The sequence below is a fragment of the Klebsiella sp. RC2 genome (genome assembly GCF_014192815.1).
GTDB lineage: Bacteria > Pseudomonadota > Gammaproteobacteria > Enterobacterales > Enterobacteriaceae > Klebsiella > Klebsiella variicola.
The window spans coordinates 914,843-931,191 of the sequence record NZ_JACHYL010000002.1; the positions used below are offsets into that span (position 1 = coordinate 914,843).

Annotated in this window: 13 protein-coding genes; 5 read left to right on the forward strand and 8 right to left on the reverse strand. The window is 56.9% G+C overall.

Annotation, left to right across the window (positions count from 1 at the left end):
* Positions 1 to 209 precede the first annotated feature (209 nt).
* Genes FHW76_RS09280 through FHW76_RS09295 form a run of 4 tightly spaced genes read right to left on the reverse strand, consistent with a single transcriptional unit; the run spans position 210 to position 3,523 of the window.
* Positions 210 to 980, reverse strand: coding sequence for a 5-oxoprolinase subunit PxpA (locus FHW76_RS09280; protein WP_004222843.1), 771 nt, complete (start codon positions 978 to 980; stop codon positions 210 to 212).
* Between the two features lie 10 nt (positions 981 to 990).
* Positions 991 to 1,977 (reverse strand): biotin-dependent carboxyltransferase family protein, encoded by a 987-nt coding sequence (locus FHW76_RS09285; RefSeq protein ID WP_004222841.1) that lies wholly within the window; start codon positions 1,975 to 1,977, stop codon positions 991 to 993.
* Complete coding sequence (pxpB, locus tag FHW76_RS09290; protein ID WP_009485116.1) at positions 1,974 to 2,681, reverse strand: 5-oxoprolinase subunit PxpB; 708 nt, start codon at positions 2,679 to 2,681, stop codon at positions 1,974 to 1,976. The genes FHW76_RS09285 and pxpB overlap by 4 nt, the downstream gene beginning before the upstream one ends.
* 2 nt (positions 2,682 to 2,683) lie before the next feature.
* Positions 2,684 to 3,523 (reverse strand): ABC transporter substrate-binding protein, encoded by an 840-nt coding sequence (locus FHW76_RS09295; protein ID WP_155011511.1) that lies wholly within the window; start codon positions 3,521 to 3,523, stop codon positions 2,684 to 2,686.
* Positions 3,524 to 3,820: 297 nt separating this feature from the next.
* Here FHW76_RS09295 and FHW76_RS09300 point away from each other — a divergent pair, with 297 nt between their 5' ends.
* Positions 3,821 to 4,741 (forward strand): DMT family transporter, encoded by a 921-nt coding sequence (locus tag FHW76_RS09300; protein WP_012968872.1) that lies wholly within the window; start codon positions 3,821 to 3,823, stop codon positions 4,739 to 4,741.
* A 60-nt stretch (positions 4,742 to 4,801) separates the two neighbouring features.
* Here the strand turns inward: FHW76_RS09300 and FHW76_RS09305 are convergent, their stop codons facing one another.
* From FHW76_RS09305 to FHW76_RS09320, 4 genes are all read right to left on the reverse strand, one after another.
* Positions 4,802 to 6,073, reverse strand: a complete 1,272-nt coding sequence (locus FHW76_RS09305; RefSeq protein ID WP_004222831.1) for a Glu/Leu/Phe/Val dehydrogenase — start codon at positions 6,071 to 6,073, stop codon at positions 4,802 to 4,804.
* Between the two features lie 80 nt (positions 6,074 to 6,153).
* Entirely contained in the window at positions 6,154 to 7,500 is a 1,347-nt protein-coding gene (gene accC, locus FHW76_RS09310) for an acetyl-CoA carboxylase biotin carboxylase subunit (protein ID WP_004222829.1), read from the reverse strand.
* 8 nt (positions 7,501 to 7,508) lie between these two features.
* The gene (accB, locus tag FHW76_RS09315; protein ID WP_009485120.1) at positions 7,509 to 7,964 is read right to left on the reverse strand and encodes an acetyl-CoA carboxylase biotin carboxyl carrier protein; all 456 of its coding nucleotides are present in this window, start codon (positions 7,962 to 7,964) and stop codon (positions 7,509 to 7,511) included.
* 372 nt (positions 7,965 to 8,336) lie between these two features.
* Complete coding sequence (locus FHW76_RS09320; RefSeq protein WP_155011510.1) at positions 8,337 to 11,102, reverse strand: LuxR C-terminal-related transcriptional regulator; 2,766 nt, start codon at positions 11,100 to 11,102, stop codon at positions 8,337 to 8,339.
* A gap of 253 nt (positions 11,103 to 11,355) precedes the next feature.
* Here FHW76_RS09320 and FHW76_RS09325 point away from each other — a divergent pair, with 253 nt between their 5' ends.
* From FHW76_RS09325 to lpdA, 4 genes are read left to right on the forward strand one after another with little or no spacing between them, the layout of a single operon-like run.
* Entirely contained in the window at positions 11,356 to 12,315 is a 960-nt protein-coding gene (locus FHW76_RS09325) for a thiamine pyrophosphate-dependent dehydrogenase E1 component subunit alpha (protein WP_002889884.1), read from the forward strand.
* 11 nt (positions 12,316 to 12,326) lie between these two features.
* Positions 12,327 to 13,346, forward strand: a complete 1,020-nt coding sequence (locus tag FHW76_RS09330; RefSeq protein WP_002889881.1) for an alpha-ketoacid dehydrogenase subunit beta — start codon at positions 12,327 to 12,329, stop codon at positions 13,344 to 13,346.
* A 3-nt stretch (positions 13,347 to 13,349) separates the two neighbouring features.
* Positions 13,350 to 14,885, forward strand: a complete 1,536-nt coding sequence (locus tag FHW76_RS09335) for a 2-oxo acid dehydrogenase subunit E2 (RefSeq protein ID WP_016160349.1) — start codon at positions 13,350 to 13,352, stop codon at positions 14,883 to 14,885.
* A complete protein-coding gene (gene lpdA / locus FHW76_RS09340) occupies positions 14,875 to 16,272 on the forward strand; it encodes a dihydrolipoyl dehydrogenase (RefSeq protein ID WP_064166036.1) in 1,398 nt (465 codons plus the stop codon). Before FHW76_RS09335 ends, lpdA begins: the two co-directional genes overlap by 11 nt.
* Positions 16,273 to 16,349: the final 77 nt, after the last annotated feature.

The following is a 16,349-nucleotide window of genomic DNA, read 5'->3' on the forward strand; positions in this document are numbered from 1 at the left end:
TTGTGCGCGCTAAGCAGAGTGAAATGCCTGCCTGGCGTCTGACCCGGCAGGCATTTTTTTATCGTTCCAGAGGGGCGCCGGGATGGATTCATACCTGGCGGGATGGCCAATGGGTTTTGACTGACCGTGGGTCCGAGAGCGCATAACGTAAAGGGAGAACAGGTAGTGGTCAGGGGCGCGATTTGCCCCCCTCGTGACGGGAAAAGGCTTTACTGCGCCAGCACCTCCGCCGCGGATGCTACCGTCGCACCGCAGGCTTCAATCTCACTACGAACCAGCGTCGCCAGCGCCAGCGAGCCCGGGGTATCGCTATGGACCAGGATCGAACGCGCACGTATCGACAGCGTATTGCCGCTAAAAGTGGTCACCGTTCCCTGCTGGAGAAACTGACGTACTCTGGCGCGCACCGCCGCTTCCTCTTTGATTAGCGAACCGGCAATACCGCGCGGGACAAGTTGTCCACGATCGTCGTAGGCCCGGTCAGCGAGAAACAGCGTCAGCACCGGCAATCCGGCAGCCTGTGCCGCCCGTTCAATGATAGTATCCGGCTGGCAGAAGATAATCAGTTGCGAATCGATCCGGGCGACGGCCTGCATCACCTGCAGCGCCAGCGCATCGTCACGGTTAATCATATTGCCCATTGCCGCGTGAAAACTCAGGTGAACTACCCGGGTACCCTCGGCGCGGGCAATGGCAGAGAGCGCGCCAAGCTGATATACCACCTGCTGGCAGATCTCATCGGCAGAGAACGCCATCTCTTTGCGCCCGAAGCCCTGGCGATCCGGCAGACCGGGGTGGGCCCCAATCCCCACGCCGCGCACTTTCGCCAGGCGTACCATCCGCGTCATGATCGCCGGATCCCCTGCGTGAAAACCGCAGGCGATGTTGGCGGAAGAGACCTTATCCATTAGCGCTGAATCATCACATAGCTGATAGACGCCAAAACCTTCTCCCATATCAGAGTTCACATCAATTTTCATGCTGAGTTCCTTATAAACCAACGACCTTGACCAGCGGCGCTATGCTGACGCGCAAACGCTGCAGCCAACGTTCAATTTCCTGCCGCACGGCGATGGCGGTAGACGTATCGGCCTGTACCAGTTGAATTGACTGCCCCGCCTGGAGCTGGCCCAGACGCCAGAGATCTTCTTCAATCACGCAGGCAATTTTGGGATAGCCTCCCGCGGTGTTGGCATCGCTTAACTGGATAATCGGTTCGCCGGCCGGCGGAACCTGTACGATGCCCGGTATCAGGCCATAGGAGCGCATTTCAACCGTTTCGGCTGGCAGGATAGGCTCTCCCGCCAGGCGATAGCCGGTTCGGTTGCTGTGCTGCGAAATTTTCCACGCCTGGCTCCAGAACCGCGATGCATCAGCGGCAAACAACGGATACTCGCCAGCGGGGATAGCTCGGATCTGGACATCGCCCTGTGCGTTGCGCGGGAAAAAGGCGTTTAAGGCCACTTCCGGCGGCTCAATGCCAATCCCGGAATCCGGGAGTGGCGCCCCCTGCCAGGGACCACAGGACAGCACGTCGCCGCGCTGTAGTTGCCGCCCCTCGAGTCCGCCGAAACCGCCACGCAGAGCGGTACTGCGCGAGCCCAGAACCAGAGGGACATCAATGCCCCCTGCCACGCATAAGTAGCCGCGTGCGCCGCGACGGGGAAAACGCAACTCAAGCACCTGTCCTTTACGTACCGCGCAGCCCCACCAGGCCGGTAGTTCATCGCCGTCGAGCCTTGCCCGGCAATCGGCGCCGGTGAGCGCGATCCAGGTGTCCGCCAGGAAACGCACGCGAAAGGGAAACATCTGAACTTCGATTGCCGCCGCATTCTCCTCGTTTCCCAGCAGGGCGTTACCGGCGCGCAGTGCCAGCGGATCCATCACCCCGCTCACTGAGACGCCAAGATGACGCCACGCCGGACGGCCTAAATCCTGAATCGTATTTAGCGATCCGCTTTGTTCAATCTCAATCACAGTTCGACTCTCTCAGGCAGAAAACGGATGATATCGCCTGGCGCCATCAATGCAGGAATGGCGGCGTGGGGGTTGAATACCTCAATTTCCGCGTAGCCGATTGCATTCCAGCCGTTCGGTCCGGTCAACACCGACACCCCCGCCTGTGGCCCGCCAATAGTGACCGTCCCTTTGAGCATATTCAGCGAAGGCACCTTTTTACGCGGCGTCGCCAGACGCGGATCCAGACCATGGAGATAGCCAAACCCCGGCGCACTGCCAAGCGCGACCACGGTATAGACCCCCAGCGAATGCCGACGAATAACTTCCCGGGCGGAAAAACCAGTATGCCGACATACCGCCTCGAGATCGGTGGCGTGTTCGCCACCGTAGCACACCGGGATATCAATCTGCCGCCCTTCGAGGTTGAGCGCCTGCGCGGACAGCCAGTACTCGTGTAACCGGCGCTCCACTGCCGTCGGTTCCTCCGGCGTGTCATGGAGCAATACCAGTAAATTGGTCACGCCGGGGATCAGGGATTCCACCGCCGGCCACTGTTGCAGGTTCTGCGCCATAGACCAGATACGGCGCTGTGCCGGAAGGTCAAAGGCACCCGGCGCTTCGATAAGCCAGGCCCGGCTGCCCATCATGGAAATCCGCGCCGGAGCGCTGGCATGAATTTCAACGCGGCGCTCGGGTAACAACGTTTTCGATGTCGGCGTCATACTTATTCCAGCGGTTCGAACGTAAGGCTGGACAACGGTTGTACCCGTTCTTCGCGGACCATTTTGTATTCGGTATTCGGTCCAATCCAGGTATTCCAGATCTTGTCGATCGTCCCGTCGTCATCCATCACCTTCAGGCTTTCATTGACGCTGGCCAGCAGTTGCGGTTCGCCCTGCTTCATCCCCACGCCTATAGGCTCTAGCGCCATCGGCTCTTTAATCATCGCCAGATTAATGCTGTCCTTTTTTGCCTGACCGATCATTTTGATACCGGTCATAGTGTTGGTGACGAAACCCAGCACCTTATTCTGTTCAAGGGCAAGGAACGCCGACGCCGCGTCCTGGAAGGTAACCGGTTTGCCGCCCTTCAGCACGATGGATTGTTCAGAGGTAGTGCCCTTGGTGGCGCTGATACGCTTGCCTTTAAAATCGGCAAGGGTTTTATCGGCATTCGCCTCTTTTACCAACAGCATCTCTTTCGCGACGTAGTAAGGGTCACTGAACTGAATCTGGCGGCCACGTGTTTTGGTATAGGCAAGGTTGGCGATCAGCACGTCGGCTCGCCCGGTGGCGATAATAGCAATACGCGCTTCCACGGAAGTAGGAACCAGCTGCGCCTTGACTCCCATCTGTTTTGCCAGCGCATGACAGAGTTCAACGTCCATCCCGACCAACTGGCGGGTTTTTGGATCCGGGGCAGAAAATGGCGGCACATCGGAATAGACCGCGCACTTCAGCTCACCGCGCGCATGAATATCCGCCAGCATGTCGGCGCGCGCGGCCCCGGACACTGCTACCAGCGTCAGAACCAGCGCTAAACCCGCATTTCGCTTCAGTTTCATTATTGTTTTCCTCGGTCTGGATAAAAGAGTACCGACACCCGGTAAAAGGTTTCCCGTTTCGCCGGTATGGCTAACCACTTATCGCGACTATATCGACATTGTTTCGGTGATGGGTAAGAGGGAAACGCTGTTGCGAGATAGGTGATTTATATGACGGCGCCGGCGCCGGGAGATAAGCAAAAGTTATCCTCACAGAACAAAATTATCTTATCTGCCTGCCCCGAGCGCCCTCTACTGTTACGCCATGCGCGACACCCACGCCGCGTCCCTCCGCGACCGTTAACCAAAGGTAGTCACATGAATGCCCGACTTGGGATTTATCTAAAAATACTCTCCGCGCTATGCGCTACATTAATGCTGGCCTGCGTCAAAGGATTGCAGGGGGCGATTCCCACCGGCGAGGTGATCTTCTTTCGCTCTTTTATTGCTATGTTTCCCCTGCTTATCTGGTTAAAAATTCAGGGCAACGTGCTGGCCAGTATCAAGACCAAAAATATTTTCGGCCATCTGATTCGCGGCTTTTCCGGTACCGGTGGGATGTACTTCAACTATCTGGCGCTGGTATCGATTTCTCTCGCCGACGCCACCGCACTGAGCTACGCTGCTCCGCTCTTCACCGTCATCATGGCGGCCCTGCTGCTGAAAGAGCGGGTACGTTTTTCCCGTTGGCTGGGGGTTATCGTCGGTTTTTCCGGCATTCTGTTTATGCTCTCCGCCAGTTTAACCGCCAGCGGTTCTCTGTTCGCTGGCGGCCATCTGCAGTCCGGGATGGCTCTCGGCGTCGCGTTCGCCCTGCTTGCCGCTCTTTGCACCGCCACCTCCAACATTCAGATCCGTTTTCTCAACGGCATTGAAAAACCTGGCGCCATCGTCTTTTACTTCTCGCTGATGACCACCCTGATTGGTCTGGCAACCAGCCTGTTCGGCTGGGTACGTCCTACGCCGAGTCAGTTGCTGTTGCTGGTGGGCTGCGGCTTCTTCGGCGGCATGGCACAGATTCTGGTCACGCTGAGCCTGCGGTTTACCGACGCTTCGCTACTGGCGCCGTTTGACTACACCACGCTGGTCTGGTCGATGGTCATCGGTTATCTGTTCTTAAACAGCCTGCCCGGTTCTTCAACGCTGATCGGCGCAGGGATCGTAGCGCTGGCGGGGATATTCACCCTGTGGTGTGACCAGCGGCAACGGCGGGCGCATATCGCGCGCGCCTCTTCCTGACGCTTTCTGACTCTACCTATGGCCCCGCGCCGACAACGCAGGGCTTTTCATCGCCACGCCTCAGGAATACAGCCCGCGGTCTTTACTTGCCTGTAGGATCCGTTCGCAGGCTAGGGCCCAGGCGGCGGTACGCAGGGGGATTGCCAGCGCCTGCGCTTTTTGCCAGACGCTTTCGATAGCGTGGCGCATAATGGTATCCAGCCGAGCGTCGATCTCCTCTTCGCTCCAGAAAAGGCTGGAGAGATCCTGCACCCACTCGAAATAGCTGACCGTTACCCCGCCGGCGTTGGCAATAACGTCTGGAACCAGCACGATCCCCCGCTCAGCCAGCACGTCGTCAGCCTCCGGCAGCGTAGGACCATTGGCACCCTCCAGAATGAGGCGGCAGCGCAGCCCAGCCGCGAGTTCCGCGCTAATTTGCCCCTCCAGGGCTGCCGGAATCAGTATCTCGTACTCGAGACGCCAGAAAGCCTCTTCCGTCACGTTATCGGCACCGGGGAAACCAGCTATTGTGCCGTGCTCCTGTTGCCACGCCTGCAGTGCCGGGATATCGAGCCCGTTATGCTGATACAACGTCGCACGATGATCCTGTACAGCCACCACCCGCGCGCCAGCAGCATGAAACAGCCCGGCGCTAACGCTACCCACATTGCCAAAACCCTGCACCGCAACCCGGCTTTGCGCCACGGGGAGTCCCATTTTTTCCGCAATGTGACAGCCGGTGATAAACACGCCGCGCCCGGTCGCCTGTACCCGCCCCAGCGATCCGCCGAGGTGGACCGGTTTCCCCGTCACCACGCCGGTCGCGGCTGTTCCGGCGTTGCGTGACCAGGTATCCATCATCCAGGCCATGACCTGGGCGTTAGTGCCGACGTCCGGCGCCGGAATATCCTGCCGAGGGCCGATTACTCTGCTGATTTCACAAGTGTAGCGCCGGGTCAAACGCTCCAGCTCTCTGTCGGATAGCGTCGACGGGTCGACGCGCACACCGCCTTTCGCCCCGCCGAACGGCAGATTGAGCGCCGCGCATTTCACGGTCATCCACGCCGCCAGCGCCATCACCTCCTGCAGGCTGACGTCGGGGTGATAGCGCACGCCCCCTTTGCCGGGTCCGCGAGAGAGATTATGCTGAACCCGAAAGCCTTCAAAATGGCGAATCGTCCCGTCATCCATTTCCAGAGGAACATCGACAATCAGCGCCCTTTCCGGGTGGCGCAGAGTATTGGCCCAGCGATTGAGATCGCCGGGCAGCGGCAGAACGCGTTCCACCTGGGAGAGATATATAGCCCAGGCACAATGGCTCTCACCCGTCACATAAGAGAGTGCAGACACAACTTACCTCCGGTTTTCCTGTAGTGATATTGATAGCGATAAATGAAGAAAGCCGCCCGGAGGCGGCTTTGGGGCTAAGTTCAGCGATTGAGCTCAAGTTTCTTTTCCAGATAATGGATGTTGCAGCCGCCAGCGCGAAAATGGTCATCCGCCATGATCCGCCGCTGTAGTTCAGCGTTGGTTTTGATGCCATCGATCACCAGTTCGCTCAGGGCATGTTCCATTCTCGCAATGGCCTCATTCCGGCTGTCGCCGATGACGATCAATTTGCCAATCATTGAGTCGTAGTACGGTGGGACGCAGTAACCTGCGTAGATATGAGATTCCCAGCGTACGCCGAAGCCACCTGGCGCATGAAAACGGGTAATTTTGCCGGGGCTGGGCATGAAGGTATGTGGGTCTTCGGCGTTAATACGGCATTCAATTGCATGACCGCGTAGGCTCACCTGCTGCTGGCTGATGGAGAGAGGCAATCCGGAGGCAATCCTCAACTGCTCTTTAATCAGGTCAATGCCGGTGATCATTTCCGTCACCGGATGCTCCACCTGAATGCGGGTATTCATTTCGATAAAATAAAACTCACCCTGCTGATAGAGAAATTCAAAGGTACCGGCACCGCGATAGCCGATGTCCAGACAGGCTTTGGCACAGCGCTCGCCGATAGCCTGGCGGATTTCCGCGGTGATCCCCGGCGCAGGGGCCTCCTCCACCACCTTCTGGTGGCGACGCTGCATTGAGCAATCGCGTTCGGCAAGATATATCGCCTGCCCTTGCCCATCGGCCAGAATCTGGATTTCGATATGGCGTGGATTCTCCAGATACTTTTCCATGTAGACCATATCATTGTTGAACGCTGCCTTTGCCTCGGCGCGCGTCATGTCAATGGCCTGCGCCAGCTCTTTCTCTTCGCGAACAACCCGCATCCCGCGCCCACCGCCGCCTCCGGAGGCTTTGACGATAATCGGGTAACCGATCCCGGCTGCCAGCCGGCGATTCTTCTCATGGTTATCGTCCAGCGGGCCATCGGAACCCGGTACGCACGGTACTCCAGCTTGCTTCATTGCCTGAATAGCCGAGACCTTATCCCCCATCAGGCGAATGGTTTCCGCTTTCGGGCCGATAAACACAAATCCTGAGCGTTCCACCTGTTCGGCAAAATCCGCATTTTCTGCGAGAAAACCGTAACCGGGATGAATGGCCGCCGCGCCCGTCACTTCAGCTGCCGAAATTACCGCCGGAATATTGAGATAGCTTTTGGCGGATGACGGAGGACCAATACAGACGCTTTCATCGGCCAGCAGCACGTGTTTTAACTCGCGGTCGGCAGTAGAGTGAACGGCTACCGAGCGGATGTTAAGCTCCCGGCAGGCGCGCAGAATACGCAGCGCGATTTCGCCACGATTGGCAATCACGATTTTGTCCAGCATGAGATCCCCTATTCAATCACTATCAGCGGCTGGTCGAATTCAACCGGTTGACCATCAGTAGCCAGAATCGCTTTAACGATCCCGCTGTTCTCTGCCGAGATTTGATTCATCATCTTCATCGCTTCGACGATGCACAGGGTATCGCCAATATTAACCTGCTGACCCACAGCCACAAATGGCGCCGCACCGGGTCCCGGAGAGAGATAAAAGGTTCCTACCATCGGGGATGACGTGATGTGCTCCGTCGCAGGGTCAGATGCGATAGCCCTGGCCTGTGCGGCCTGAATCGGAATATCCAACTGCGGCTGGACGACGGCCGCGGATACGGCGGACGACCCAACCGCCGTGGGGCTGGAGATGGCGCGGCTGATACGCACGGAGCTTGCCCCTTCGGCAATTTCCAGTTCGCCAATGCCGGAGGCTTCAACCAGAGCGATCAATTTTTCAATGCTGGCAATATCCATAATTTTCGGGTTCCGCAGAAATAGGAAATGATGTACCCGATTGCGCAATCAGCGGTGATGCAGTTATAGCAGAGCTGGTGGGCGATATTTCATAGGAAGTTCAGGTGGTGGGATAAGAAAATATGAGGGTCAAACTGGTAATGAACGAATCCCTTGCTATCTAGGTTATCGCCTGAAGTAAAGGAATCAACTGTAAAACTGAAAATCTCATACGGTAAGGCTGTTTTGAGGGAGCAGTGAACGTCGTTATCACGAAATATGTTTTGAAGATCATAGGCTCAAAAACGCCGGGATTATCCGTGGCTCATAGCCCCGTTAAGAAAGTGGCTCGTCTTAATAATATTTTATATCCAGCCCTCCCTCTTCAAACCGTTAATCCAGTAATTTCATCTCCAGCGCCCGGCTCATCGCTTGAGTGCGGCTATTCACTTTAAGCTTCGCGTAGATGTTTTTGATGTGCCATTTGACCGTCTCGGCAGAAATAGCGAGGGAGCGAGCAATTTCTTTATTCATCTGACCTTCAGCGATCAGTTGTAATATCTGCAACTCTCGCTCGCTGAGTTCCCCATGAATATCGGGGCTTCCACTATTAAACGGTGTGCCGTCTGCAGGCGCGCGCTTGCCGGCCCAGGGTTCATGGACTATCCCTTCCTCTGTACAAGCCGAAGAGGTTTCATTCATACCGGCAAGCAAAGGTTGCAAGGTATCGCCAGCTTCAAGAAAGAGGCCTTTGAGATGCTGTTGTTCAGCCAGCTGCACGACTGGCTGAAATGTCGTGCGCGCAGCGGCAGTTTTGCCACTGTTCCACAAGGCCAATGACCAGAGCGTACGCAGACGCGCTGCGGTTAACCTGTCCCCCCGGTTTTCCTGATCAGGGACCATATCAGCCAGGAGAATACAGGCTTGCGGCGCCTGGCCTCTGGCGAGAAGAAGGCGACAGTGGCTAAGGGATGCAGACAGAGCGATAGCGCGTTGGCAGGGATGTTCGGCATCCATTCTGAAGCTGGCGGCCATTTGTTCAAGTTGTCGCTGCAGTTGCTCTGCGCCTGTGACATTGCCGCGCTGCAGCCGCACCCTCACCTGCTCGGCTAACATCATGGCCTGGAGCCGTTGCCAGCCGCGAGACACGGCAAGACGCTGCGCATGCTCCAGCAATCGCTCGGCCTCATACGGCATATCGCCATCCAGGGCCTGACGCGCGAGATAGGTATAGCAACGACTCAGCGCATCGGGTGGACTGAATCGGTCGATGAATTCGAGCCGGTCGGCTAACAGATGATCGGGCGAGTCGCCACTCTGACATTCATAGGCTATCTCCGCCAGCAGCGGCGCCAGCGTCGCGCCACTGGTCGACTGGGTACCGGTATAACATTCAGCCTGGCGCAACGTTTTCTCTGCGTACCACCCGGCTTTCCCCAGATCGCCCTGACAAAGATGGCACTGGGCAATGATAAAAGCGCGATAAACCGAGACAAACAGATTATCTAAAGGACTTTCCGGAGAGGGCATATGCTGTTGAACCTCCAGCGCATCGTGATAGCGCTGGTTAACAACATGGCAATAGCTGAGAATATTGCATATCAGACCATCAACCCAGGTGTCGCCGCAGGGCACTTCGGCCAGCAACGGCTGAACAATAGCCAGACTCTCCGGGATGTTTTCCGCAAAGGCTTCGCAAATTGCCCGCACAACCCGCAATTTACACCAGGTGCTGCGAGTTAAATCCTCACGATGATGAAGTACCATCTGATCGAGGTTATCAAGCAGCTGCCTCGACTCATCAAAGTGGAAATAATGCGCCAGTGCCCAGGCCAGATTAATTTGCAGGTCAATGCGCGAAGGATCGGTACTGGGCGGTAAATGATGCATCCATGAAATCAGGGTATCGATATCCCCTTCTTCCGCCAGTGACTGAGCGCTTGCGCCGTCCTGTACGGGGCTATGCACCGGCTTGCCTGCGCTGAGCGCATGGCGTACCGCTTCAGACCACAGCTTCTGTTCGACGAACCAATGACTGGCTAATTCATGTAGCTGTTTGCGATCAATATCGTTGTTCTGCTGCAGCATGGTCCGAAGATTTTCCTGCAACAGAGGATGGTAGCGGAACCAGTAGCCTTGTTCGTCAAGGGCTGACAAAAAAAGGTTGTGTCGCTCAATCCATGCCAGCATCGCTTTACTATCATCACGTCCAGTCACTGCATTGCATAATTCGGCATTTAACCGACTGAGGAAGGACGTTTTCACCAGAAAATCAAGAACCTCTTCCGGCAGCGGATCCAGTACCACCTCTTTCAGATAGCGGGCAATAGACCGTGTTCCTCCATGCATATTGCGCAACAGATGCTCGGGATCATGCTGTAATTCTGCGGACAATGAAGCGATCTTCATCCCTGCAATCCAGCCCTCAGTCACGGACTGTAGCCGCTGTGCATGGTGGTTGCTGAGGGGTAGCGCAACCGTGCGGCTAAAATAGTGTTTTGTTTCTTCGAGCGTGAATTGCAGGTCTCGATCATAGATTTCCACCAGTTGGTCCTGGGCCTGCAGCTGGCTCAGCGCAAGATTCGGGTGGAAACGGCTGCCAATGATCAGATGCAAGGCGGCAGGCGCATGCTTGATTAAATACCCCACGGCTTCATAGACCCCACGATCGTTAATCACGTGGAAGTCGTCGATGATCAGGTATACGTCATGCGGGCAATAGTGTAGCTGGTTAATGAGCCCGGCCAGCAGTTGCTCGGAGCTGGAGAGCTTCTGTTCTTCCATGTCACGCCAGAAATCGGCGTCCCAGTCAGCATAGAGTGGACGCAATGCTTGCAGCAGATAAGGAATAAACTGCCATACGTCATCATCATCCTCATCGAGGCTCAGCCAGGCGATACGTTCACCCTGGGCGACCATCTGCTGATGCCATTGCGCCAACAGCGTGGTTTTGCCAAATCCAGCGCCGGCGCAGACGACGCCCAGCCGGCACTGCTGAACGGGACTGAGAAGCTGAAGAAGCCGGGGGCGCTCCAGCAATTGTATTGAGGAGCGAGGCGGGACGAATTTGGTCAGGATTAACGGCAAGCCTCGCGTCAGCCGCAATGGCCCGGAGACCAGTGAGGGTGATTGGCGACCTTCTAAATCCAATGGCTTCATCCGTGGTGTCTACTCGTTTTGTTTTTTTTCAATTGTACGCCAGCCACCGGGATGACATGGGGCAGGCAAACTTTATGGCCACACAAAATTTAGAAAGTTTGACCTCAAGCATGAAAACCCCCACCTACCCCCCCATGAAGGTGGCTTCGCACTCTCTCTAACCGCTCGTAGATTCATTGCATGGGTGTGGCCAGGGTTATTCGCCCTGTCTGTTGGCCCCGCCTGGGTGACCTTTATTGAGGAGAATTAAACGATGCTCAGCAAACAGGCGTTATTGCAGGCTTACCGCAAGATGCGGGAGATCAGGACCTTTGAAGAGCGGTTGCATCAGGAAAATACCAGCGGTGATATTCCGGGCTTCATTCACCTTTATACCGGTGAGGAGGCCATCGCGGTGGGGGTCTGCGAAAATTTAACGAGCGCAGATTTCATTGGTTCAACACACCGTGGACATGGCCACTGTATTGCTAAAGGTTGTGACATTCACGGCATGATGGCCGAAATATTCGGTAAGGACAGCGGGTTATGTCGCGGTAAGGGTGGCTCGATGCACATTGCCGATCTGTCGAAAGGAATGCTGGGGGCGAACGCTATCGTTGGGGGGGCCCCTCCACTGGCCATCGGCGCCGCGCTAACGGCAAAAACGCTAAAAACCGGCAACGTCGGGGTCTCTTTTACGGGCGATGGGGGTTCTAATCAGGGCCTGGTCTTTGAAGCCATCAATATGGCCGTCGTGCTCCAGCTTCCAGCCGTCTTTATTTTCGAGAACAACGGTTACGGCGAAGGGACCGGCCATGACTACGCCGTGGGTGGGCGTGATATCGCCCGGCGCGCCGCTGGCTTCGGCCTGCCGGCAGTGACCGTCGATGGCACCGATTTCTTTGCCGTTTATGAGGCAACCTCAGAGGCGGTCAAGCGTGCGCGAGAAGGCGGTGGCCCAAGCGTCATTGAGGCCAAAGCCTTCCGCTGGCATGGTCATTTTGAGGGCGATCCCGCGCTATACCGCGCGGAAGGTGAAGTGCAACGCCTGCGTGAACAACATGATCCGCTGAAGATTTTCACCGCTAAGGTCAAGCAACATATCACCCAGGAAGAACTGGCGGCGATTGACGAGGAAGTAGAAGCCCTGGTCAACGATGCCGTATTGAAGGCCCGCGCCGCTGCCTACCCGGCTCCGGAAGACCTGCTGACAGACGTGTACGTCTCATACTGAGGGTGATAACCATGACAATAAAAACCTATCGTGAAGCGGTCAAGGAAGCCCTGGCTCAGGAAATGGAACGCGATGAACGCGTAGTGCTCATCGGTGAAGACTTGCGTGGCGGTCATGGCGGAAATGCGCCCGAAGAGGCGAAGATTGAAGCCTTTGGCGGTGTACTGGGTGTCACTAAAGGGCTGTGGACGCAGTTCGGCTCCGATCGGGTGATCGACACGCCCATTACCGAGTCGGCCATTATCGGTATGGCGGCCGGCGCCGCAGCAACGGGGCTGCGGCCAGTCGCGGAATTGATGTTCATGGATTTTTTTGGTGTGAGTCACGATGCACTGTATAACCAGGCGGCTAAGTTCCGCTACATGTTTGGTGGCAAAGCCAGAGCTCCGCTGGTAATGCGAGGGATGATCGGCGCAGGGTTTTCCGCCGCGGCCCAGCATTCACAGTCACCCTATAATATCTTTGCCACCACGCCTGGACTGAAAGTGGTGGTGCCCTCGACGCCTTATGACGTCAAGGGTCTGTTAATCCAGTCCATTCGCGACGACGACCCGGTGGTATTCTGCGAGCATAAAATGCTGTACGACCTCAAGGGCGAGGTACCGGACGAGATCTATACCATCCCGCTAGGTGTAGCCAACTACACGCGCGAAGGAGAGGATGTCACCATCATTGCGTTGTCGGCAATGGTACATAAAGCAAACCAGGTGGCGGACAAACTGGCCAGAGAGGGGATCTCGGTCGAGGTGGTCGACCCGCGAACCATTTCGCCGCTGGATGAGGAAGGTATTCTGGAATCGGTGGCTTCCACGGGGCGGGTAGTGATTGTCGACGAATCCGCTGCACGCTTCGGTTTTGCTCATGATGTCGCGGCGCTGATTGCGTCCCAGGCATTCCATTTCCTCAAAGCGCCCGTACTGCTGGTAACGCCGCCACACACGCCGGTCCCGTTCTCCCCTGCTCTCGAAAAACTCTGGATCCCTGGCGTTGAACGTATCGAAGCCGCCGTCCGTCAAGTGCTGGAGGATTAACCTATGAGCGAAATCAAGACGCTTGAAATGCCAAAGTGGGGGCTTTCCATGGAGGAAGGCTTGCTCGCTCGATGGGCAATCCAGGAGGGTGACGATTTCACCAGAGGGCAGGAAATCTGTGAGATTGAAACCAGTAAAATCGTCAATGTGCTGGAGGCACCTTTTGCCGGTACATTACGCCGGATAATCGCCCGGGAGGGTGAGACGCTTCAGGTTGGCGCCGTGCTGGCTCTGGTGGCTGACGCTTCAGTCAGCGATGCTGAACTGGACGAATTTGCTGCCAGTCTGGCGACGGTGAAACCCGCAGCCCCTGACCCGGAGGCTGCCGCGCCGGACGTAGCGGCACAGGCAGGCGCTAAGCCACCTTCCGTTGTTTCGCCGCCATCCAACAGTCCGGAGCCCCCTATTGGGCAGACCGTCATCCCCGTCAGTCTGCAAGGCGTGACCGATGTGACTCAGGTTAATGCCACGCCCCATGCGTTACGACTGTCTGCCCGCTGGGGTGTCGACCTGAAAAAGGTCCGCGGCAGCGGACGCGGGGATCGTATCTCTGTTTCTGATCTGGAAAGCGCGATCGTTGCCGCCGGCGGTCGCCTGGCCTCTCCGACGCCACCCGTTCATCGCAGCAAAGCGCCCCGCTCGCATGCCGATGATAGCCAGGTATCGGCCACCCCGCTGGCGCGCCGCCTGGCCGGCAAGCTGGGTATCAACTTGCATGACTGCCGAAGCAGCGGTTCACGCGGTCGGGTGAGTCGCGATGATGTGCTGGCTGCGGCGTTGTTGCTCGACGGGCACCCGCCGGTCAGCCCTGTGCAGGAGAGTGCCCCGACACCCTTTGAGAGCATCCCCATGTCCGGTATGCGGCGGGCTATCGCTTCTCGCTTGCAAACCTCTAAGCAACAGTCTCCCCATTTCCGTTTGAGTGTCGATCTCGATCTGGAACGACTGTTAGCGTTTCGTCAGGAAATTAACCGCGAAGTACCCGGCGTCAAGATTTCGGTTAACGACCTGCTGGTGAAAGCCTGTGCCCTGGCGCTGGTGGCCGTGCCAGACGTCAACATCCAGTTTGATGAAGCGACACAAAGTATCCGCCGCTTTGCGGATGCCGATATTTCAGTGGCTGTTGCGCTGCCTGACGGGCTAATTACCCCCATTGTTCGCTCGGCGAACCGGAAATCGATCAGCGACATATCGGCCGAAATTCACGCCCTGGTGACCAGGGCCAAAGCGGGCACGCTGAAGCCGGAAGAGTTCCAGGGGGGGACCTTTAGCGTGTCAAATCTGGGGATGCTCGGCGTACGGCAGTTTGACGCCATCATCAATCCACCGCAAAGCGCAATCCTCGCCATTGGCACCGGCGAGATGCGGGCGGTAGTACGCGACGGGCAAATCGTCGCGCGCCACCAACTGACGGTATCGCTATCCTGCGATCACCGGGTCATCGATGGGGCGGCAGGTGCAGCTTTTCTCCAGGAACTCAAGCGACTGACTGAAACCCCTACCCTGATGTTTATCCAGGAGACGAGCTATGCACGATAATTACGATGTGCTGATCATCGGCGGGGGTCCTGGGGGGTATGTGGCCGCCATCCGTGCCGGTCAGCTAGGTCTTCGTACCGCCTTAGTGGAAAAACAACATCTGGGCGGCATCTGCCTGAACTGGGGATGCATTCCAACCAAGGCGCTGTTGCATGGCGCTGAGGTCGCGCACAGTATCACCCATGCCAGTCAGCTGGGCATCAGCGTGGGTGAGGTGAATGTCGATCTGCAGAAACTGGTGCAGTTTAGCCGTGCCGTTTCGCAACAGCTCACCGGCGGGGTTGAGTATCTGTTGAAGAAAAATGGCGTGAGGGTGATTGATGGCACCGCGCGGCTGCGCGGTAAGGGACAAATAACGGTAGCGGATGCCCGGGGGGGAGCGCACGATTACCGGGCCGATCACGTGATCCTGGCCACGGGCGCCCGACCACGCGCATTACCAGGCATAGAGCCAGATGGCGAATATATCTGGACCTATTACGAGGCACTACAGCCTAAGCGATTGCCCAGGTCGCTATTAATCATCGGTTCAGGCGCGATTGGCGTCGAGTTCGCCAGCCTTTATAACGATCTGGGCTGTAAAGTGACGCTGGTCGAGCTAGCGTCGCAGATTTTGCCCGTGGAAGATGCCGAAGTGTCAGCGGCGGTGCGTAAGTCATTCGAAAAGCGCGGGATTCAGGTCCATACCCAGACCCAGGTAACGCAAGTACAGCTCACCGATACCGGGGTACGCTGTACAATGAAAAATACGAGCGCCGAATCTTTCCTGGTAGTCGAACGCGTGCTGCTGGCGGTTGGCGTACAGCCGAATATTGAAGATCTGGGGCTGGAAGCACTGGGCGTCGAGTTAGACCGCGGTTTTATCAAGACGGACACGGCTTGTCGCACTAACGTATTTGGGCTTTATGCCATCGGCGATGTAGCCGGCCCGCCTTGTCTGGCGCACAAGGCCAGCCACGAAGGCGTGATCTGCATTGAGACACTGGCTGGTGTCGAAGGCACCCATCCGCTTGATCGCGACTATGTGCCCGGTTGCACTTATTCCCGGCCTCAGGTTGCCAGTCTGGGCCTGACGGAATCGACGGCCCTGGCCAGGGGACGGCCCGTCAGGATCGGTAAGTTCTCTTATCAGAGCAATGGTAAGGCGCTGGCCAGCGGTGAGACGGAGGGTTTTGTGAAGACCATTTTCGATGCTGAAACGGGTGAATTGCTGGGCGCGCATATGGTTGGCGCACAGGTCACGGAACAGATCCAGGGGTTTGGCATCGCCCGTCACCTGGAGGCCACAGATGAAAGTCTCCTGTCGATGATCTTTGCGCATCCGACACTTTCCGAAGCGATGCATGAGTCAATCCTCGCGGCCTGCGACCAACCGTTGCATCAATAAAAAATAAGGGAGGCGATAGCGTCGTGATACGGAGTAAGTTGCCCGTTATCCCTCCTGTATTTTCCTTGAACGTTCGA